Raw genomic sequence first — 21093 nt, forward strand, 5'->3', positions numbered from 1 at the left:
TAAAAAACTTGTGTTATGAAGAATTTATTCGGATGGATGCTGGTCGTACTGCTGGTGCTGACGGCCGGCGTGTCGTGCAGCGACGATGAAGAGCTTCTTGCGGGCAATGGAATCGCCGATGCAGCCTGGAGTGCCGAAAACCAGGTCGAGATCGAAGGCGGGGTGCTTAATTACACGTTTGCCGCCGCAAGCGATTGGACTGCCCGGAGTTCGGCTGACTGGTGCGAAGTGCAAACCGGTTCGGGTATGGCGGGCGAATCGTTGCTGCGTCTGAAAGTTGCCAAAAATACCCGGGCCGAAGCTCGTTCCGCGACGATTACCGTCAGTGTGTGGGGATATGCTTCGCCGGTTTCGTTCGTGGTGAAGCAGGGCAAAGGATTAATTGAGCAGGGGGACGGAAAATACCGCAGCGTGAACGAATGGGTTGCCGAGTACATGAAGAGCCGTTATCTCTGGAATCGTGCCATCGAGAATGTTTCGCTCGATTACAGTCTTTGTTATGACTTCTTTTTCTTCTCGATTCTCGACGGTGTAGCCGCTCAGGACGAGGTGAACCGCGAAGACGGTCATTGGCAGGGGCAGAAACGTATGTATTACTATTCGCGTTTGGAAAGCGATGCGCCTCTGTCGCGTACTCCCGGCGAGGCGTATGTCGGTTCGGGTATCTATCTGTTGGATGCGACCCGACTCGGGGACGATTATATCGGAATTGTGGTCATGGTCGTCATCCCCGGAACGCCGGCTGCGGAAGCCGGTCTCGTGCGCGGCGACTTCATCACGGCGGTCAATGGCGAGGAGGTGACCGAAAGCAACTATCAGAGTTTGGGCCGGGCCGTGTACGACGGTGCGGTCGATGTTACGGTGAACAGTGTCACGTGGACCGACAACGGGACTACTCCTGTGCTTACCCCGAAAGGGAATGTGCAACTCGGAAGTGCGACCTTCACCAGTCCGGCTATCTATATGGATAAAGTGGTCGAAATCGAAGAGTCGGACAAGAAGGCCGGTTATCTGCTCTATATGGGCTTCGATGTCGATTACGATGAGGAGTTGATAGCCGCTTTCGACCGTTTCCGTGCACAGAATGTCACCGACCTGATCCTCGATCTGCGTTACAACAACGGTGGCGATGTGCTTTCGAGTACTGTGCTCGGTACGCTTATCGCAGGTGAGGCGTACAAGGGACAGCTCTATGCTCATATGACGTTCAACGAGGACCGCACGGAGGCCGGAGAGAGTGGCGACTACAAGATCGGCGTCAAGGAGACGTTCGAAAGCGTGTACGAACCGATCGAAAGAGCCTTGCAACATGCTTTGGGCTTGAAGAAAATCTATGTCCTTGTGAGCGAAACGACTGCTTCGGCGAGCGAAATGGTCATCAACGGTCTGCGCGGCCTTGATATTGAGGTCAATCTTATCGGGATGCCCACTAACGGTAAGAACGTAGGTATGGAAGGTGTGGTCCGCTCGTTTCACAATTACGATTTCCTGCTTTTCCCCGTTTCGTTCTATATTGAAAATGCCAAGGGCTTCCGGGATTACTCGGATGGCTTCACACCCGATGTCCAAATCGATGATTCGGCGATTTATCCGGGTGAATTCGGTACGATGATGGATCAGCTCGGATACCTTGCCCTGCAGTGGATCAAGACCGATAACAAACCGCAGTTGCCGTCCGCCATGCACACGCGCGGCAGTTGCCGGTCGATGAGATCTTTCGGCGATCTGTGGGAAAACCGGCCCGTACAGCCTGTGGGCGGAGCCGTGATGCAACCCGTGAGAGAGGAGTAGATCGCCCTGTTTTGATGTATGTCGCAGGGGTGCCCGTTGCAGGGCGCCCCTGCTCTTTTATCCGGACGTGTGTGTGATTTTTGCCGATAAAATGGTCGGATTCGCATAGTTTTTCGTACTTTCGCTCAAATTTACAGCAGAAATATGCAGCGACGCAGAGTCAATTTTCACACCTTGGGCTGCAAGCTCAACTTTTCGGAGAGCTCTACCCTCGCCCGTGAATTCGAAGCGGGCGGCTTCATCCGGGTCGGGGTTTCGGAAGCGGCGGATATTTCGGTCATCAACAGTTGTTCTGTGACCGAACATGCCGACAAGAAATGCCGTAACCTGATCCGTAAAATCCATCGGCGCAACCCGGCGGCGATTATTGTCGTCACCGGTTGCTATGCCCAGCTCAAACCGCAGGAGATCGCCTCGATCGAAGGGGTCGATCTGGTGCTGAGCAACAACGACAAGGGCGAACTTTTCAGGCGTGTAGCGGCTCTTGCGGGCAAGGGGCCCGCACAGTTCACCAGTTGCGACGCGGAGGAGCTGACCAATTTCTTCGCCGCCTTTTCGAGCGGCGACCGTACCCGCGCGTTCCTGAAAGTGCAGGACGGCTGCGACTATAAGTGCGCCTACTGTACGATCCACTATGCGCGGGGCGCCAGCCGCAATATGCCGATCGCCGATCTGGTGAAGGAAGCCGAACAAATCGCCGCTGCGGGACAGCGGGAGATCGTCATCACGGGGATCAATACGGGCGATTTCGGACGCACGACGGGTGAGCGGTTCATCGATCTGCTGCGGGCCCTGAACGAGGTCGAAGGCATCGAACGCTACCGTATATCTTCGATAGAGCCGAATCTTTTAACGGATGAGATAATAGCGTTTTGCGCTTCGTCACCTAAATTCCAGCATCACTTTCATATCCCGCTTCAGAGCGGTTCGGACAGCGTGCTTGCACGGATGCGCCGCCGCTATACGACCGAAAAATTCGCCGAGCGGATCGAGGCCGTGCGGCGCCTGATGCCGGACGCCTTTATCGGGATCGACGTGATCGTCGGTTTTCCCGGTGAGACGGAGTCCGATTTCCGTACGACCTACGAGTTCCTGGAGCGCCTTGCACCGGCCTATTTGCATATTTTCCCCTTCTCGGAGCGTCCCGGCACGCCGGCCGTCGATTTTCCGGACAAAGTGCAGCCTTCGGTGGCTACACGGCGCGTGGAGGAGCTGGAAGAGCTTTGCCGCCGACTGCACGGCGAATTCTGCGCCCGGGCCGAAGGTACGACGGACGAGGTGTTGTTCGAGAGCACGATGCGGGGCGGGATGATGTTCGGCTATACGGGCAACTACCGCCGGGTCAAGGCCCCCTACGACCGGAGTCGGATCAACACGATTTGCCGGGTGCGGCTGGGGCGTATGGACGATGCGAACGATCTCGAAGGCGAAATCGTGGATAATTAGCGATTTCTTCGTATATTTGTATCAGGCGAAGGTTCGGGTGAATTTCGTTTCGGCATTCCGGCCGGATGCGGCCTTGCCTCCGGGCCGCATTGTATTTTGCGAAAATGGCCTGTATTTCGGGCGGGCGGCGGCTGGGCTTGCCGTACCGTCCGGTCGTTTTTGTAAGAACGAGTTGCGGTGTAGTCTGCCGGATTCGGCATTGGTTACGCCTTGAACTGTTTTTCGGAATACGGCTTGTAGCTCGGTAAGATTCAAACAAGTTTGCTTTTGCCCTTGCCTTGCATTATATTTGTTGCATCGCTCCGGATATGTTCGGGTGGGGGGACTGCCCTGCCGATACGGGCGGTTTGGGACGATTTTAACAGTTAAACGCGTATGACGGGAATTCGAAGAAGAATATCCATTGCTTTCTTGAGTATCGTCGGGTTGTTGTTCGCCTCGGGGATGATCTCTTTTTTCGAGCTGAGTCACTTGAGCTACGACACCGAGGAGATTTTGAAAGCCAACCAGCGGAATGTGGAGCTCGCCAAGGAGATGCTCGGCGCCGTGCATGATCAAAACGTGGCGATCGTGCATTTGGCGATCCTGCAAGATGCGAGTTACGATAGCCTGTGCCGCACGGGAATGCAGCGGTTGGAACATGCGGTGGCTACGGCCCAGAAAGGAGCGTTGGACCGCTCGGCGCTCGACTCCCTGACGGGTGCGACTACCGAGTTGCTGGTGCTGACCAAGATGTTTCTCGCGACCGAATCCCCGAAGGCAGGGGACGAGTCGGGAGAGGTGTGGTACAACGAATATTATGAAAAACAGTACGAAAAGGTCGTCACGGCGGTTCGGGACTATATGACTTCGACGCAGAGTTCGCTGGCTCCGCGGGCCGAGCAGCTCAAGAAAAACGCTTACCGGGCCGTTACTCCCGTGCTGATATCGCTGGTGGTGATGATCGCTACAGTGTTGATGCTCTTTTACTTTACGATGCTCTACTGTGTCAATCCGATCGTGGCGATGAACAAGGGGCTCGGACAGTATCTGACCTTCAGGATACCCTTTGCCGTGAAAGCCGAGTGTAAGGACGAAATCCTGGAACTCAAGGAAAAAATCGAGGCACTCGTCGCCATGCTGAAACAAAATAAAGCGTAGAGAGTCATGCGGGTCAATGTGATATTGCGATACGTGGGAATGATTATGCTGTTGTTGGCATTCTTTATGTTCGTTTCGGCAGGGATCTCCTATGTCAACCACATGGATTCCGCGTTTTACCCGTTGCTGCTCTCGGCTCTGCTGACGGCGCTGTTGGGGGGCTTCCCGCTCATTTTCGTGGAAAAGCAGGATCGGATCACCAATAAGGAGGGGTTTTGCATCGTGGTCGGTTCATGGTTGCTCGCCTGCGTCGTCGGTATGTTTCCCTACCTGATCTGGGGCGGTGAGTTCAGCGTGATAAATGCTTGGTTCGAAACTGTTTCGGGCTTTACGACCACAGGATCTTCGATTTTGCAAAATGTCGAGGCGCTGCCCCGGGGATTGCAGTTCTGGCGGATGTCCTCGACCTGGGTCGGAGGTATGGGCGTGGTGATGTTCGCGCTGGTGATCCTGCCTGCACTGGGTACCAGCAAAATGATGCTTTCGAGTGTCGAGATGTCCACCCTGGCCCGGGACAATTATCGTTACAGGGCTCAGATGGTGGTTCAGATCTTGTTGTTCGTCTATGTCGGACTTACGATATTTTTCACTTTCATGCTGAAATTCGCCGGAATGAACTGGTTCGATGCCGTATGTCATTCGATGTCGGCCTGTGCGACCAGCGGGTTCGGAACCAAAAATACCAGTGTCGCCTTTTACGACAGTGCGATGATCGACATGGTACTCATCTTCGCGATGGGTATTTCAGGCATCCATTTCGGTTTGATCTATGCGACCGTTACCGGTAAGCGCAACAATATTTTCCGTAGCGAAGTCACTTTGTTTTATCTCGGAATGTTGATTCTGGGAAGCCTGCTGATCGCCCTGAGTTTATATATCGCCGATATTTATCCTACGTTCAGGTCATCGCTGCGTTTCGCGTCGTTCCAGTTTGTTTCCGTGACATCGACTTCCGGCTTCGCTACGGCCGATTCCAGCCTGTGGACTCCGTTCGCAATTATTTTGCTGATACTGGGCTCGTTGATCTGCGCTTGTGCGGGTTCCACCTCGGGTGGTATGAAGGCCAATCGAGCATTGATGGCTCTGAAGATGCTTTACATCCGGGTGAAGCAGCAGCAGCATCCGAATGCCGTCATCCGGCTCAAGATGGACGGTGTGATTCAGGAAGCGGGCGTGCTGCATACGGTGTCGCTTTTCATCGTGGCCTACCTGCTTCTCATTCTCATCGGAACGATTCTCTGTACGCTTTTCGGCGTAGATCTGATGACCAGTTTTTCGGGGTGCGTGGCTTCTATCGGCAATGTAGGTCCGGGATTTGGAGGGGTTAATTCGATGGCCAACTACGGTGATTTGCCGGCGATCGTGAAATTTATCTTCACGGCGCTTATGTTGTTGGGACGTCTGGAGATATTCGGATTGTTGCAATTCTTGTTAATCAGATGGTGGAAATGATGTGGCATAAGTTATTGATCGGTTTATTTTTGACCTTCTCGGTCGTTATCGTGCGAGGAGCTTCCGACCCGGCGGGGCCCGGTATTCCTGCCCTGCAGTCGAATTCGGAATACGTTGCGCTTCGGGATCAGGACAGTCGGTTGCAGGTCCGGATCGACGAGATGCAGACCCGGATTGCAGGACTGCGTGCGATGCTGCGGGAAAATCCGGCCGCACAGGAGACTTACGGCGCTCAGATTCTCTCGCTCGAAAGCGAAATGCTCTCTGCCCAGGGACTCCGTACGCAGGTCGCGGCCCGGATCAACGCCATCGAGCAGGCTTGGCTGACCGAACATCCCGATTATGTTCCGGCGGCCGAAACGGAAAAATCTCTTATCACGCAGACTCCCGAATCGCAGCAGAGTCGGAATCTCGTGTTCAACGGTTATTTCCGTGAGAATCTTCCGGCACGTGATTACGAGGCTCTGCTCCGGGCGCAGCGCATGGAGGCGGAGGTGGCCGGATGTGCCGGGCGCCTGCTGGAGAACTACCGGCAGCAGACTCTTTTGAAGCAGCAGTACGATACCGTTCGTACGGAGCAGGCGGCTGTCGATCTTTTCGGTCGTTACCGCACGGTAGCCAACCTGGGCCGGGTTTTGCGGGATTCGCTGACGGCCGTATGGGGATATGTGTATGATAACAAGAGCTATGCTTACGATTATATCCTGGATAAGTTGAATTGCAGAGAACAGCAGGCACGCCAGCAGAAGGCGTTGGACGATGTGCGGCGGCAGATGTCTGCGGCCCAGGCCGAAGGGCTTGTCGATGCGCTCCCCGATTATTATATCCGGAAACGCTATTTGACGGATTATGAGCGGGAAATCGCCCGGCTGCTGGGGTTGGGACTTGCATCCGATTCCTTGAAGCGGGTGGCTTTACAGCTTCAGACGATAGATTTTCGTCTTCCGAAGCCGGAGATTACGGAACGCTATTTCCTCGATTACGAGCCGGTCGAATTTGTTGCGGGGCGCTATACGTATAAAAAGCCGATTCCGGACTGTCCTGTCTATGAGCATGGAGTGATCTACCGAATCTTGCTCGGGGAGTATAAGTACAAACAGAATATCTCCATTTTCCGTAACGCTTCTCCGCTCTATGTATTGAAGACCGACGTAGGGCGTTACCGCTATTTCGCGGGAGGTTTCGCGACCAAGGCCGAAGCCGTCGATGCACAGGAGTTGCTGCGGACGAAAGGATTCCGCCGTCCGGAACTGGCCGTGTGGTACGACGGGGAATATACCAATCTGACACGGACCCCTGAGGCTGAAATGGCCGTTTTCCGGGTGGAGATCTCCAGTGAGCAGAATCTGTCGGATGCCGTGAAGCAGGCGATCGCGCAGGCCGCTCCCGGCTGCGACCTGTCCCGCGTGGGGGCGGATCTTTTCGTCGTCGGACAGTTCGACAACAAGGCTGTCGCGGATCAGGCGGTTGCCGCGATTCGCGCCGCCGATCCTCAATTATCGGTAAAAGTGACGGAAATTGCTGAATAATCGAATTTTTTGCGTATCTTCACCCAAAAGAATGTAGGTCCGTATTCGGACGTATATCGGTGCATCGGGTGGAAATTCGGCCTGCGAACCGGTTACTCCGATCTTTTTCGGTAATTTTTAATGCTGTGAATATGTTTTTTATCGTTCTGCTGGTCTTTTTCGGGTTACTGTTTTTGGTGGCGGAGCTCGTCCTGCTGCCGGGCGTATCGATCGGGGCGATTCTCGCGTTGGTCAGCTACGGCGGTGCCATTTATATCGCTTTCCGGGATTATGGTCCTTTGGCGGGCGGAATCGTCGTCGCCGTGGTTCTCGTCCTTTCGTTCGTGGCGACTGTCGTTTCGCTGCGATCCAAAACCTGGCGCCGTTTCTCTTTGAAACAGAAGGTCGATTCCTCTGTGATGCCCGAACCGGTGCAGCAGAGTGTCCGTGTCGGAGATACGGGAATGACCGTTTCGCGCCTGGCCCCGATGGGCAAAGTGGAGATCGGCGGTAAGATTTACGAAGCCAAGTCCATGGACAGTTACATAGATCCCCGCCGGGAGGTAGAAGTCGTCGGCTTCGAAAATTTCAATATAATCGTACGCAAACACATTAAATAGATAAAAGATGGAAATCGGTATCATTGCATTAATCGTCTTCGTTTCGCTTTTTGCGATTTGGCTTATTTTTTACTTCATTCCCGTAGGCTTGTGGTTTTCGGCACTGGTGTCGGGCGTGCGGATCAGTTTGTTGCAGTTGATCTTGATGCGCTGGCGCAAGGTGCCGCCCTCGACGATCGTATCGTCGATGATCGAGAGTACGAAGGCCGGTCTGGAACTCAATCCCAACGAGCTCGAAGCCCACTATCTGGCCGGAGGTAACGTGACCAATGTGGTGCATGCGCTGGTGTCGGCCCAGAAAGCCAATATTATGCTCGATTTCAAGATGGCTACGGCGATCGATCTGGCGGGCCGCGATGTATTCGAAGCGGTACAGATGTCGGTCAATCCCAAAGTCATCAATACTCCGCCGGTAGCTGCAGTGGCCAAGGACGGTATTCAGCTGATCGCCAAGGCGCGCGTTACGGTGCGGGCCAATATCAAGCAGTTGGTCGGCGGTGCCGGTGAGGAAACGGTTCTGGCACGTGTCGGCGAAGGTATCGTTTCGTCGATCGGCTCGGCACAGTCGCACAAGATCGTGCTGGAGAATCCCGATTCGATCTCCCGCGTGGTGCTGGAGAAGGGATTGGATGCGGGAACGGCGTTCGAAATTCTTTCGATCGACATCGCCGATATAGACGTAGGTAAGAATATCGGCGCACAGTTGCAGATGGACCAGGCCGAAGCGGACAAGAACATCGCCCAGGCCAAGGCCGAGGAGCGTCGTGCTATGGCCGTAGCTCTCGAACAGGAGAACAAGGCCAAGGCGCAGGATGCCCGCGCCAAGGTGATTCTGGCCGAAGCCGAAGTGCCGCTGGCTATGGCCGAAGCGTTCCGCAGCGGAAATCTGGGCGTGATGGATTACTATAAGATGAAGAACATCATGGCGGATACTACGATGCGCGAAACGATCGCCAAACCCGATAAGAAATAGGACGACGAATCGTTGTTCGCATGAAAAACCCCGTTGAAATCTCAACGGGGTTTCTTTTATCGATATGGGCGGGAATCTATCGGAGCGTATTGTAGAATGGAGCGTCCCGTTTCGGGGCCGAAGTATGACGGGCCAAGCCATACAGCGTGCCGGTGGACTCTATTTTATTCGAATGGAACGGCAGGCCGGTCAGTGGGTTTCGATTTTCGCACTGGCAACGCTTCGGGGGAGCGTTTCTCCATTGGGGGTTCCCTCCAGCCCGTCTTTCCATTTGACGGCGGCATGCGCACCGTCGCAATAGGGCTTGTTGCGGGAGTGTCCGCAGCGGCAGAGCACTACCCTGTTCCGAACTTCGAAGGTTCGGCCGTCTTCGCGTTGGATGCGGATCCCGCCGCGTACCCAGAGTCCTCCGCTGGCGCCGATCGCCGGGTCTTCGATCAATCCCAGGCTGGGTTCGAAGATGAATTCGTAGGGTTTTCCCGTGCGGTTGTCCCAGGCGGTCAGGCGGGCGCTCGGACACATCGAAGCTTCGCGGACGGCCAGCTTGCGGGACTGCGAATCGCCGGATGCGGCCGTCAGGTCCCAGACACCCCCGTAAGGATGGCAGAAACGGGCGAAAACACAGTATTTTTCGTTGTCGTTCAATGTCACCCGTTGTCCCTCGGTGATCTCTACTTCGTCCATAATCCGGTCCTCTCCGGAGGTGATCGCCGAATCCCATTCCTCCTTGAGGTGCGAGCCGTCGCAATAGGGTTTGCTGCGGGATAAACCGCAACGGCACAATGCCGTCGGTTCTTTTTCCGTCGAAAAATGCCGCCCTTCCTGAAAATACCAACTCTCGCCCTCGGAGTCGGGCATGATGAATTGCATGGCCAGCGGCGGGTTTCCGGTGACGAGGTACGGACCCTTTTCGGTGACGGTAATGGCTATTTGGTTCCCTTTGGAAGATGATTCGTGGGGCGATGCTGTCTTTTTTGCCATATCGGATGCGTATTTTTAAGTCGATTTGTTACGTTACCTTTGCAAGAATTGTTCCTAACGGAATTTCTGTTGTCGGAAGAATCGGAAATTAGCTGTTTTAGTAAAAATGTCGAGGTTAATTTTGCGAAAATAAGGCCATGTTCCGACAGGACCTGTTTGTTCTGTATGTGGTTTGTACTATCTTTGCCGAAGATGGGGTGCGGTTCGGCGATTTTTGCGTACAAGTCTGCACGATTACTCTCGCCTTTCCGTATCTTTGACATCATGGTCTTTAGATAGGATGCGCTTCGGAAAACCGGGACAGGTTCCCGTTTTCTCTCGGCTTTCCCTGTCTTTGGCTTCGTTTTGGATGCTTTGGCTTCGGTCAAACGCAAATAAAATTGCTTTTGCATTAGGCTTATTCGTATCTTTGACTTCGTCTTAGATACTTCGCCTCGGCAAAACGCGAATAAAATTTGCTTTTGCGCTCGGCTTATTCGTATCTTTGTAACGTTTAGCAAAATTGGATTTTGAACATGAAAAAACTTGTGTGCCGCTTTTTATGCCTGGGAATCGTCCTGGCCGTTTCGATGAATCTCGTCGGTTGCAGCGACGACGACGGACCGGTGGGAACCCTCTATTTCCCTCGTGATGTTTGTATGGTCGATAAGCCTGGGGGAACGGCTTCGGTAGAATTTACGGCTGTGAATATCGTGAAGCTGAACATTACCGATACGCCTGAAGGCTGGACGGTGACCGCCGATTTGCAAACGAGCCGGATGACCGTGACGGCCCCCGCAAGTGATGACTCCGATGCCGAAACGGGAGGAGTCCTGACGTTGGTCGGTTACGATACCGACGGAAAGACCGTTTCCGCCGATTTGAGGGTCGGAATCGGGCGGACCGTCGATCTGACGGGGCGGACGGCTAACTGTTATATCGCCAACTATGCCAATGCCTACTATACTTTCGACGGTACCGTAAAGGGAAACGGCGAAAAGATTCCTACGGCTCGGGTAGAACTTATGTGGGGAAGCACGTCGCATATGATCGAGAACCTGACACTCGACGACGGTCGGGTTTCGTTCTTCGTCGCGGCGGATAAGAAAGGTGAGTTTATCGAAGGAAACGCATTGATCGCAGCTTTCGATGCCCAGGATAAGGTGGTTTGGAGTTGGCATGTGTGGGTTACGCAGTACGATCCTTCGGCGGAGTCGGTTACTTCGGCTGCCGGAGATGTTTTCATGACCCGTAATCTGGGAGCCGGAGCCGGCGGCAATGCCACGGAGGACGACATATATCTCTCCTACGGACTCTATTACCAGTGGGGACGTCCGACCCCGATGATCGGGCCGGCGTATTATAACTGTGCATTTGCGGAGGATCATAAGATGTATAATATCAACGGGCGTCTTACTTATCTTGACTATGTGGAATCCACCCCCGAAACGGGCACGATGGAGTATGCCATAGCCTATCCGATGAGTTTTATTCTGGGAGTCGAGGAGTCCGGTTACGATTGGCTCTATTCCGACCATGACAACGAGTTGTGGGGGGCGGTCAAGACCGTTTACGATCCCTGTCCTAAGGGATGGAAGGTTCCGGACAAGGATGTTTATGCCGATTTTATGATCGGCGACGATCATGACCAGGAGCAAACGGAGGCGTTGCGCGAGGCTTACGGCTGGAACCTGACCGACGGAACGATGACTTCATTTTTTCTCGGAGGCGGGCGTCGCCCTTATCTGACGGGGCTTATCCAGAATGTAAACAGCAATGCGGACGCGCAACCGTGGATCGGATGCTATTGGACCAGCGGTTTGGGAACCGACGAATTGAGCGCTTCGGGCCTCTATTTTTCGCTCGATACGGACGATGCTGCTTCGAGTGAATTTGTTCCGGCACGGAACTATCAACGAGCCAATGGTTTGCAGGTTCGTTGCGTAAGGGAATAATATCTTTTTTCCGAATCAATATACCTTATTTTCGCCGGAGTTTTCGCTCCGGCGATTTTTTGGTATAACAGTTGTTCCTCTTTTCGGAAGAATTTTTATTTGTCTGCAAACATGAGAGTACAAACCGGTAAAGGGACCATTCCATGGATGACCGTGTTGGCGATTTGGTCGGTATCAGCGGTCGTTTCGCTGCCGGGACTTGCCATCTCCCCCATCCTCGGCGACCTGAACAAGGTCTTTCCGCGCGCGACCGATCTGGAGATACAGATGCTCACTTCGTTGCCTTCGGTGCTGATTATTCCTTTTATGTTATTGGCAGGCCGTTTGTCTGTGACCGGGAATAAGTTCAAGCTGCTTGTGGTCGGACTTGCGGTTTTTTTCTTGAGCGGCTTCGCCTGTCTTTTCATTAACCAAATGTGGCTTCTGATTTTGGTCAGTTGTCTTACGGGTATCGGTGCCGGTATCATCATTCCTTTATCGACGGGATATATCGTGGATTACTTTACGGGAGACTACCGCATACGGCAGTTGGGTTACAGTTCGTCGATCAATAATCTCACGCTGGTGTTGGCTACTATGCTGGCAAGTTATTTGGCTAATGTCGATTGGCATCTGCCCTTCCTGGTATATACGTTGCCGGCGATTCCGTTGATTCTTTCGGTTTTCATTCGCAGGACTCCCGCTGCTCCGGAACCTGTCGGGAGCGATGAGCTGAAACACAAGAAGGTCGATTGGCCGAAGCTGGCCGCTGTCATGGGATTTTATTTCCTGGCGACCTTCCTGTCGTTGGTTATCGCCTTCTACATTTCATTCCTGGTGGATCCGCACGGCAACCGGAATTCTTTTTCGGGTTTTCTGATATCTCTCTTTTTTCTGGCTATCATGCTGCCCGGCTTTTTCCTCTCTCCGATCATCCGGCGGCTGCGCAGCAACGTCAATCTGATTTCGTTGGTTATGATCTGTGCGGGATTGCTCTTTATCGGACTCTTCAAGGCGCATTTCTGGCTGATTGCGGGATGCACTCTCGTAGGACTGGGATACGGCATTATTCAGCCGATCGTTTACGACAAAGCGGCTGCGGCGGCCCCACCGCAATTGGCGACATTGGCCCTTTCGGTCGTGATGTCGGTAAATTATCTGGCGATCGTTCTTTGTCCGTTCATTATCGACCTGTTGCGAAACATTCTGCACATGCAGGGAGAACGCTTCCCTTTCATCTTGAGTGCTGGTCTGGCTTTCGTTGCGGTCTTGCTGACCTGGCGGTACAGAAATAGCTATGCGTTCGGGTTGGATAAGTCTTATTACCGGCAATGAATAAAGAGGAGAGCCGCTTAAAAAGTGGCTCTCCTTCCTGTTGCCGACGTTTTTTCCTGGATCGTTGTTGCCGGGCGTTGCCGCTTTGCCGGAAACGTCCGGTCGTATTGTGCGCTGCGTCGGTCCGCGATCCTTCTTCGTGCCGGCTATTTCCCGGATGCGGGATTCTTTACGCAACGTACCGGCATGCCTGAGCGACAGTCTATGTCGATTATGTTTACCTGGTTGCTTTTCGAGAAGAGCAGGTATTGGTAGTTCAGATCCTCCGGAGTATAGACCGAACTTTCGGTACTCGTACAGAGCAGGTAACCTTTGGAGAAATCCCCGGACATCAACGATCCGATGTATTTCCCGCTCGGGTCGCGTGTCCCGGCATAGGTGAAGAAGGAGCTGCCGAGCTCACTGTTCATGGCGATAAGCGACTCCAGATCCGCCCGGGTCGGAAGGTGCCATCCTTCCGGACAAATGCCTTGCACGCCCTCGATATTGCGGAAGTTGTCCGCAGTAACAGGTTCCCCTACGGCCGTAGCCAGATCGTAGAGCAAACCTTGCCGTTGGATGTATTCCGTGTCGCTGGATGCGGTAAAGGAGGTCGTACACGGATACCAAATGCCGTTTTCTTCGGACGGGGATGAGGAAACGCGCTTGTCCTCGGGAATGTAGCGCAGGTTTTCCGCCATCCAGGTCGTACCGTTGCTGAGTTGCCGGATGCGATACTTGACGCCTGCGTACTCCAGCAGGTCGGAATCTTCCGGCAGGTCGTCTTCGACCGGAGCGATCGCTCCTCCGTCCTCCCAGCCTTTGACGGCGCCGCTGATGGAGGCGTGGATCTTATTCGTGTTGCTGATTACCGCCTCGATCGCATATTCCGCACCGGATTGCAGGTCGGTCGCCTGGAATGTTTTGGTGTGCCGGTTGCCGTCGGAAGTTTGGATTTCGAGTTCGAGTGCCGCCCGCTGCGGTACGAGAATGGCTTCATATCGTCCTGCGGTCACCGTTGGAAAGGGATAGATATCCGTTTCCGCCGAAGAAGCATCGACCTGAACGCTTTTCGCCGAAAGATCGACGGTCGCCGTGCAGCGGCTGCCCTTCAGGGTGACTTCCTCGATCGTATTGGCGGAGTTGTTCGTAATATCGATCACGATTTTGGTGAGCAGGTGGGTGAATACCATATTCACGGCCGTTTGGCTCGGTACGACGTCCGTCGCTGTCGCTGCCAGCAGGTCCGAGGCTTCGTGATCGGCGGCGAGCTTCTGGTCGGCACGAACGGTGAAGCTCGCCGGAGCTCCTTCCGCTAGGTAGGGATAGTAAGCCGTAAGATTTGATTTTTCACTCGGATCGTCGTACCAGAACAGGTCGTCCGAAACGAAGACCGTACCGTCGAAACGCAGAGGCGTATTTTCACAGTAGTTAGCACCGGATTTGACGATCGTGAGCCCGATGCGGTCCCCGGTGTCGAAATTGAGCCCCGTAACACGGGAGATGCTCGGAGCGATTCGGATGCGGGATTGTACGGGGCCTTCGACAGAGTCGTTCTTGCTGCTGCATCCTGTCAGCAATGCGAGGCCGGATAGGATCAGGAAGAATTGTTTCATAGCGTTTTCGGGTTAATTGTTTTTTGTAAGAAGTATATACAAAAGTATAAAAAATAATATATTTCGTTCAATTTATGGAACGATAAAGTCTGTTTTTGCGGTGAATTGGGTGCTTGTGATGCAATAAGCTCGTTTTTTTGCCGGTCTTGTCCGTAAAGGGAACGTCCGGAGGTGTAATTGTACGAAACAGAGAAGCCCTTCCGTCATCGACGGAAGGGCTTCTCTGTTGTTTTTTGCGGTTACATCCGCAGCGAAATGCCTCCTACGCAGTTCATGTCCTCTTTGAGCGGACACCAGGAGAGATGGGTGAAGAGTCCGATTCGGAAGGAACCCATGCTTTTGACCGCCCACAGTTTTCCGGCGTTTATGAAGACGTTTTTCACGGCAAAACCTTTGGCTCCGCCCTCTCCTGCCGTTTTCCAGGGCGCGGCTCCTACGCCCGTTTTCAGGTCGATGGTTTTGACCGTAAAGGGATAGGCTACTTCGACGTATGAGGAGTAGCACCGCCGCCCCCGGGTATCGACATCTCGCGCTCCGAAAAGGATCGTGTACCAGGAGAGCGTGATGGGGACTTTGCGCGATACCTGCCATTCGATGCCGGCTTCGATGCGGTGCGGGGAGTCGGCGCCGAAATGGAAGTAGTTGCGGCTGATCTGCGGATTCCGGTCCGAGGCCGAACCTTCGTCGTAAAGGTCTTTGAGGTGGAAGGTGATGTTTTTGAGCCGGTAGCTGAGCATCAGGTCCGCCTCTTTGTATGAACTCGACGTGAAATCAACCGATCCCCAGGCCGCTATCGTAAAGTTTCCTATGCCGAGCGTCAGTCCCGGTTGCAGACTGGGGCCCGCTTCGTAAACACCGCGCCAGATATAACTGCTGACCAGATCCATTTCGACCTGAAGCGTTAGCCCGGTCTTTTTCCCTCGGGAAGTGCGGTTTCTTCCGCCTTTGCCCGAAGTGCGGACAACAGAAGACAGGGGATAAGGAGTAGGAACATCATGCGGTTGGGTCCCGCGTGGCGTGAGAGGTTTCTCATATCGGAAATAGGGTTAATCGGCTGCAAATGTAGCCTTTTTCGATGGACTGTGCAACTGTTTCGTCGGGCGTGTAACGGATTTGAAACGGTTGTTTGACGCTTTTGTAACGAGGGTGTAGCCCGGGTGAAACAGCGGCCCGGTACTTTTGCCGCTGTAAAATAATAAGTGGATGAATAGATTTTTATTGATTGGGTTATTGATGCTGAAGGGGATCTGCACGACGGTTGCAGCGCCCCTTCTGTCTGTTGTGACCGGTACGGTGCAGGACGCATCGACCGGCGAGGCGGTCATCGGCGCCGCCGTGATTTTGCAGAATACGACGTATGGGGCCGTCGCCGATGCCGACGGCCGCTTCGTTATTAATAATGTAAAGCCGGGCACTTATACGATCGAAGTGCAGATGCTCTCCTACCAGCGCGTAGTGATCGAGGGGTGTCAGATCAAGCCGGGAGAGAATACCCTGCCGCTGATTTCGCTGCAACCCTCGGCCGAAGAGATCGACGAGGTGGTCGTGACTACCGTGCGGCGGCTTTCGAGCGAGGCGGCCGTGATGCAGGCCGTCCGCAACTCCAAGATGGTCGTGAGCGGTGTGTCGAAGCAGATGATCGCCCGCACGCAGGACCGCGATGCGGGTGAAGTCGTGCGACGCATACCCGGTATCTCGATCATCGACGACAAATTCATCGTGGCGAGAGGTCTCTCGCAGCGTTATAATAATGTGTGGGTCAATGATGCGGCCATTCCGAGCTCGGAAGCCGATTCGCGGGCCTTCTCCTTCGATCTGATCCCTGCGGGGCAGATCGAGAACATCATGATCCTGAAGTCCCCCGTTCCGGAAATCCCTGCGGATTTCACGGGCGGGTTCGTCAAGATCAACACCAAAGATACGCCGGGTGAACTACCCTTCGCCCTCTCCTACTCGATCGGGTTCAACACGGCGACCTTCGGCCACGACTTTCTCTACAATCCGGGAAGCGGCAGCGACTGGTTCGGCTGCGACAACGGCAAGCGCGGCGTGCGGGGTGGTATTACGGGTGCTTTTGATAACGACGATCCGGATTTCGTTACCGACATGACCCGTCACGGCTTCAACAACGACTGGTCGATCAAGACCCGCAAGCCGATTCCCGACCAGCGGTTCTCATTCTCCTACGGCCACAGCTTCCGCCTGGGCAACGGCGCCGATCTGGCGCTGAACGGAGCGCTCAATTACAGCTATGCCACCCGGACCTTCTCGAATATGGAAAACTCCCGTTACGGGGTTTACAACAAGGTGGAGGACAAACCCGAATACTACTACAAATATACCGACGACCAGTACCAGACCAACGTCAAAGTGGGCGCCTTGCTGAATCTGGCTTACCTGAACGGAAAGAATCGCTACTATTTCCGTAACATTTTCAACCAGATCGGACAGGACAAGCTCACGCTGCGCGAAGGCTGGCAGAATATGTCGTCGCTCTATATCCAGGAGAAAACGGAGTATTGCTACACCTCTCGCAGCACGTACAGCGGGCAGATAGCGGGTGTACATACTCTCGAACTGGGAACTCTGGACTGGGATGCCGGATATTCCTACGCCGACAAGAACCAGCCCGACCGCCGCATCGTCAACCGGCAGGAGAACGACATGGTGGGCGATGCGCACTACGGTCAAATGCAGATCGATCAGAACGAGATCCGGCGTGACTTTATGAAATTGCGCGAACACATCGCTTCGGCGGGCATCAACTACTCCTGCACCTTGCGCGAAGGTTCGTCGTTCGCCCCCGAACTGAAGGTCGGACTCTACGGCGAATACCGTACGCGGGATTATCGCACCCGGGCCTATTTCTATCGCTTCGACACGGACAACCTGCCTGCGGACTTCGCTTACGGCGATGTGATCGACGATATTTTGCAAGACGGTAATTATGGCGCCGACAAGCTCTATATCTACGACGACAGCGACAACCGCAACAGCTACAAGGGCGACAACATCCTGACGGCGGCTTATGCCGGCATCGACCTGCCCTTCGGCCGCTGGAACGTTTATGCCGGCGTCCGGTTCGAATACAGCCGTATGGCGCTCACCTCGTACACCAAGATCAAGGACTGGGACAGCGAAACACGAAACTATACCCATGCCGATCCCTTCCCTTCGGTCAATGTGACATACCGCATCAACGACAAGCACCTGCTGCGTGCCGCTTACGGTATGTCCACCAACCGTCCTGAATTCCGCGAAGTTTCCCCTTCGGTCTATTACGATTTCGACCTGTTCAGCGACGTGAAGGGTAATGCCGATTTGAAAGCGGCCTATATCCAGAACGCCGATCTGCGCTGGGAGTGGTATCCGGCTGCGGGCGAAGGTATCTCGGTGGCCGTGTTCTACAAGCATTTCCGCAATCCGATCGAAACGGCTATTCTCGATGCGGGCAGCGGCAGTTATACTTACACGTTCGAGAATGCCGACCGGGCCAATCTGTACGGTGTGGAGCTGGACGTGAAGAAAAACCTCGATTTTATGGGGATGCGCAATTTCTCGGTGGTTCTGAACGGTTCGCTCATGAAGAGCCGTGTGGATTTCGACGACGAGAGCCTCGAGCACGACCGTCCGTTGCAGGGCCAGTCGCCCTATCTGGTCAATGCCGGACTCTTCTACCAGTCGCCCAAACTGGGCCTTACGGTCGGTGTCCTGTATAATCGCATCGGCAAGCGCATCGTGGGCATTGGCCGCAGCGATATGAGCGTGGGCGGCAGCATCGACAACGATATTCCGGATATGTACGAGATGCCGCGCAACGCGCTCGACGTGGTGGTCAGCAAATCTTTCGGCAAGCATTGGGAGCTGAAGTTCAACGCCAAGGACCTGCTCAACGAGAAGGTGCAGTTCGCCCAATTCCCGAAATTCGAGAACGGAGGCGATGTGGTGTCCCGCAAGCAAATCACCAAACAGTTCACGGCGGGACGGATGTTCTCGCTGAGCGTGACGGCCAAATTTTAAGTGAATCGCAGAAATTCGTTCGGGTTCTACCGAGTGAGAAAATAGTCGAAGTAAAATCAACCTTTTTTAATCAAATAAATTATGAAGAAAATTTTATGGGCAGCATGTTTGATGGCTGCGTTGAGTCTCGCAGGATGCAGCGACGACGAGAACGGTAACGGTGGCAATGGAGGCAACGGCGGTAGCGGCGAGGGCGGAAATCCGTCCGGTGGCGATCTGACGGAGATACTCTTCGAGGACGGGACCCAGATCGGCGACGGACGTCAGGAGTTCGAGATCAAGGGCGACTACACGCTTCCCAAAGGTACCTACCTGTTGAAAGGCTGGTGCTATATCGCCGACGGTGCGAGCCTGACGCTGGCTCCGGGTACGATTATCAAGGGCGACAAGGAGACCAAGGCAGCGCTCATCGTAGAGCCGGGCGGCCAGTTGTGGGCCAAAGGCACGCAGAGCGAGCCGATCGTCTTCACCTCCGAGATGCCTGCCGGCAACCGTCGGCCGGGCGATTGGGGCGGTATCATTCTCTGCGGTCGCGGTGTGAACAACAAGGGGACGATGCAGATCGAGGGCGGTCCCCGCACTACGCACGGAGGCAGCGACAATGCCGACTGTTCGGGTGCTTTGAGTTACGTGCGCTGCGAGTTCGCCGGCTATCCCTTCAAGGAGGACCAGGAGATCAATGCCATCACGTTCGGTTCGGTGGGATCGGCTACGCAGATCGACCATGTGCAGGTGTCCTACTCCAACGACGACTCCTACGAATGGTTCGGCGGTGCGGTAAATGCCAAATACCTGATTTCCTACCACACCTGGGATGACGATTTCGATACCGACAACGGATTCTGCGGCAAGGTGCAGTTCTGCCTGGGCGTACGTCAGCCCCGCATTGCCGATACCTCGGCGTCGAACGGCTTCGAGAGCGACAACAACGGCGAAGGCTCTGCAACCTCTCCTTTCACCTCCTGTGTCTTTTCGAACGTGACCTTCGTCGGTCCGGTCGGTCAGGATGCAGCATTCTCCAACACTTCCGACTATATTACCGCAGGCGACATGAACCCCAAGAACGGTTCCAAGCTGGGCCAGTTCCAGTCTGCCATGCAAGTGCGCCGCAATTCGCATCTGAACTGTTTCAATTCGGTGGCGATGGGTTTCCCCGTCGGTCTGATCGTGGAGAACGACAAAGGTTCGCAGACGCAGACTGCGGCGTCCGAGGGTACGTTGAAGATTCAGAACGTCTATATGGCCGGTATGACCGTCCTGGGCAGCGACGTGAACAAATCGTTCGAGGATGGTTTCTGCGACAACGGCGACAAGAACAGCATCGACAAGTCGAAGGAGTCCTTCTCTTCGACCTATTTCAAGTCGATAGCTTCGAACAAGTATTTCGATGCGATCGCCGATCTGAAACTCTCCCAGCCCAACAGCCTGCAAGCCAATCCGAACTACGGTCCGCTCTCCGATAGCCCGCTGCGCGGGGCCGCTTCTTTTACCGATCCGCTGGTTGCCAACGGTTTCGATGAGGTGACCTACATCGGAGCCTTCGCCGACGAAAACGACGGATGGATGTCGGGTTGGACGGAGTTCGATCCCCAGAACAAAGCCTATTAAACCGGGCTTTCGATCAAGCGTTAATAAAAAGTAAAAAGGGAAAGGCAGCGTTTCAAACGCTGCCTTTCTTCTTTTTGTTTTCGGTAAATCCGATTGTCGGATCTTCGACGTGAAAATGTCAGGAGTTCGGCTTTTTTCCGTCGAGCCATTCGATACCCCGGTGAGTGGCGATCCCGCGCAGGAATGCCCATCCGAAAGCGTCCATTTCCTGCCGGGTGCCTCCTTCCAGGTAGAGGTTGAGCAACATGTTCATCAATTGTTTGGCGAACAGGGGACAGTCCACATCGGGCAGTACACTGTTGTCGGCGATGCAATGTTCCAACACTTCGGTGAATGAATCCAGCCAGAAACGACGGTTTTTTTCGTAGGAGTCGGCATAAGAAACCTTCTGTTGCAACTCCTGAAGTGAGATGCAGCTGATCATGCACAGAGCATCGATGTACTCTCTGATCAGATTCTGGGCCTGTTCGAGGGCAGAACCGGGTTGATAAAAGAGGTAACCTGCGATCTTTTTCTCCTGCTCTTCCCGGATTTTGTCCCAGCACTCTCCGACCAGGGTATCTTTATCGCTGAACAACTCGTAGAGTGTCCGCTTGGAAATCTCCAGCTTTTGCGCGATCTCATCCACCCGGACGGCACGAATGCCGTCCCGGATGATGAGGTCTCGCGTGGTGCGGATGATGTCTTCGCGTGTTACCCTGCGTTTCATCG

General features: G+C 54.2%; 15 protein-coding genes. 11 read left to right on the top strand and 4 right to left on the bottom strand.

What is annotated here, in order from left to right; translation table 11 throughout:
- Positions 1-15 precede the first annotated feature (15 nt).
- The 7 genes from ALIPUT_RS07445 (at position 16) to floA (ending at position 8930) form a co-directional block, all read left to right on the top strand.
- Positions 16-1791, top strand: a complete 1776-nt coding sequence (locus ALIPUT_RS07445) for a S41 family peptidase (RefSeq protein ID WP_004329234.1) — start codon at positions 16-18, stop codon at positions 1789-1791.
- Between the two features lie 144 nt (positions 1792-1935).
- Positions 1936-3237, top strand: coding sequence for a tRNA (N(6)-L-threonylcarbamoyladenosine(37)-C(2))-methylthiotransferase MtaB (gene mtaB, locus ALIPUT_RS07450; protein ID WP_004329235.1), 1302 nt, complete (start codon positions 1936-1938; stop codon positions 3235-3237).
- Positions 3238-3612: 375 nt separating this feature from the next.
- Complete coding sequence (locus tag ALIPUT_RS07455) at positions 3613-4377, top strand: hypothetical protein (protein ID WP_004329237.1); 765 nt, start codon at positions 3613-3615, stop codon at positions 4375-4377.
- A 6-nt stretch (positions 4378-4383) separates the two neighbouring features.
- Entirely contained in the window at positions 4384-5829 is a 1446-nt protein-coding gene (locus ALIPUT_RS07460) for a TrkH family potassium uptake protein (protein WP_004329238.1), read from the top strand.
- A complete protein-coding gene (locus ALIPUT_RS07465) occupies positions 5826-7358 on the top strand; it encodes an SPOR domain-containing protein (protein ID WP_147554474.1) in 1533 nt (510 codons plus the stop codon). Before ALIPUT_RS07460 ends, ALIPUT_RS07465 begins: the two co-directional genes overlap by 4 nt.
- A gap of 131 nt (positions 7359-7489) precedes the next feature.
- Complete coding sequence (locus ALIPUT_RS07470; RefSeq protein WP_004329240.1) at positions 7490-7957, top strand: NfeD family protein; 468 nt, start codon at positions 7490-7492, stop codon at positions 7955-7957.
- A gap of 7 nt (positions 7958-7964) precedes the next feature.
- The gene (floA, locus tag ALIPUT_RS07475; RefSeq protein ID WP_004329241.1) at positions 7965-8930 is read left to right on the top strand and encodes a flotillin-like protein FloA; all 966 of its coding nucleotides are present in this window, start codon (positions 7965-7967) and stop codon (positions 8928-8930) included.
- A 189-nt stretch (positions 8931-9119) separates the two neighbouring features.
- On the opposite strand, the gene ALIPUT_RS07480 is transcribed toward floA, so the two are convergent.
- Entirely contained in the window at positions 9120-9911 is a 792-nt protein-coding gene (locus ALIPUT_RS07480; protein WP_050751494.1) for a CDGSH iron-sulfur domain-containing protein, read from the bottom strand.
- Positions 9912-10426: 515 nt separating this feature from the next.
- Here ALIPUT_RS07480 and ALIPUT_RS07485 point away from each other — a divergent pair.
- A complete protein-coding gene (locus ALIPUT_RS07485) occupies positions 10427-11845 on the top strand; it encodes a fibrobacter succinogenes major paralogous domain-containing protein (protein WP_004329244.1) in 1419 nt (472 codons plus the stop codon).
- 111 nt (positions 11846-11956) lie between these two features.
- Positions 11957-13159 (top strand): MFS transporter, encoded by a 1203-nt coding sequence (locus ALIPUT_RS07490; RefSeq protein WP_004329245.1) that lies wholly within the window; start codon positions 11957-11959, stop codon positions 13157-13159.
- 146 nt (positions 13160-13305) lie between these two features.
- Here the strand turns inward: ALIPUT_RS07490 and ALIPUT_RS07495 are convergent, their stop codons facing one another.
- Together ALIPUT_RS07495 and ALIPUT_RS07500 are read right to left on the bottom strand one after the other, a co-directional pair.
- Complete coding sequence (locus tag ALIPUT_RS07495) at positions 13306-14754, bottom strand: fimbrillin family protein (RefSeq protein ID WP_004329246.1); 1449 nt, start codon at positions 14752-14754, stop codon at positions 13306-13308.
- Positions 14755-14993: 239 nt separating this feature from the next.
- The gene (locus tag ALIPUT_RS07500) at positions 14994-15641 is read right to left on the bottom strand and encodes a hypothetical protein (protein ID WP_004329247.1); all 648 of its coding nucleotides are present in this window, start codon (positions 15639-15641) and stop codon (positions 14994-14996) included.
- Between the two features lie 316 nt (positions 15642-15957).
- On the opposite strand from ALIPUT_RS07500, the gene ALIPUT_RS07505 reads away from it, so the two are divergent.
- Complete coding sequence (locus tag ALIPUT_RS07505; RefSeq protein ID WP_004329248.1) at positions 15958-18774, top strand: TonB-dependent receptor; 2817 nt, start codon at positions 15958-15960, stop codon at positions 18772-18774.
- An 81-nt stretch (positions 18775-18855) separates the two neighbouring features.
- Positions 18856-20382: a hypothetical protein gene (locus ALIPUT_RS07510; protein WP_004329249.1), complete on the top strand. Its 1527-nt coding sequence runs from the start codon at positions 18856-18858 to the stop codon at positions 20380-20382.
- Between the two features lie 118 nt (positions 20383-20500).
- On the opposite strand, the gene ALIPUT_RS07515 is transcribed toward ALIPUT_RS07510, so the two are convergent.
- Positions 20501-21091 carry a TetR/AcrR family transcriptional regulator gene (locus ALIPUT_RS07515; RefSeq protein ID WP_004329250.1) on the bottom strand — a complete coding sequence of 197 codons (591 nt, stop codon included), beginning with the start codon at positions 21089-21091 and terminating at the stop codon, positions 20501-20503.
- Between the last annotated feature and the right edge of the window lie 2 nt (positions 21092-21093).

The sequence above is a fragment of the Alistipes putredinis DSM 17216 genome (genome assembly GCF_000154465.1).
GTDB classification, from domain to species: domain Bacteria; phylum Bacteroidota; class Bacteroidia; order Bacteroidales; family Rikenellaceae; genus Alistipes; species Alistipes putredinis.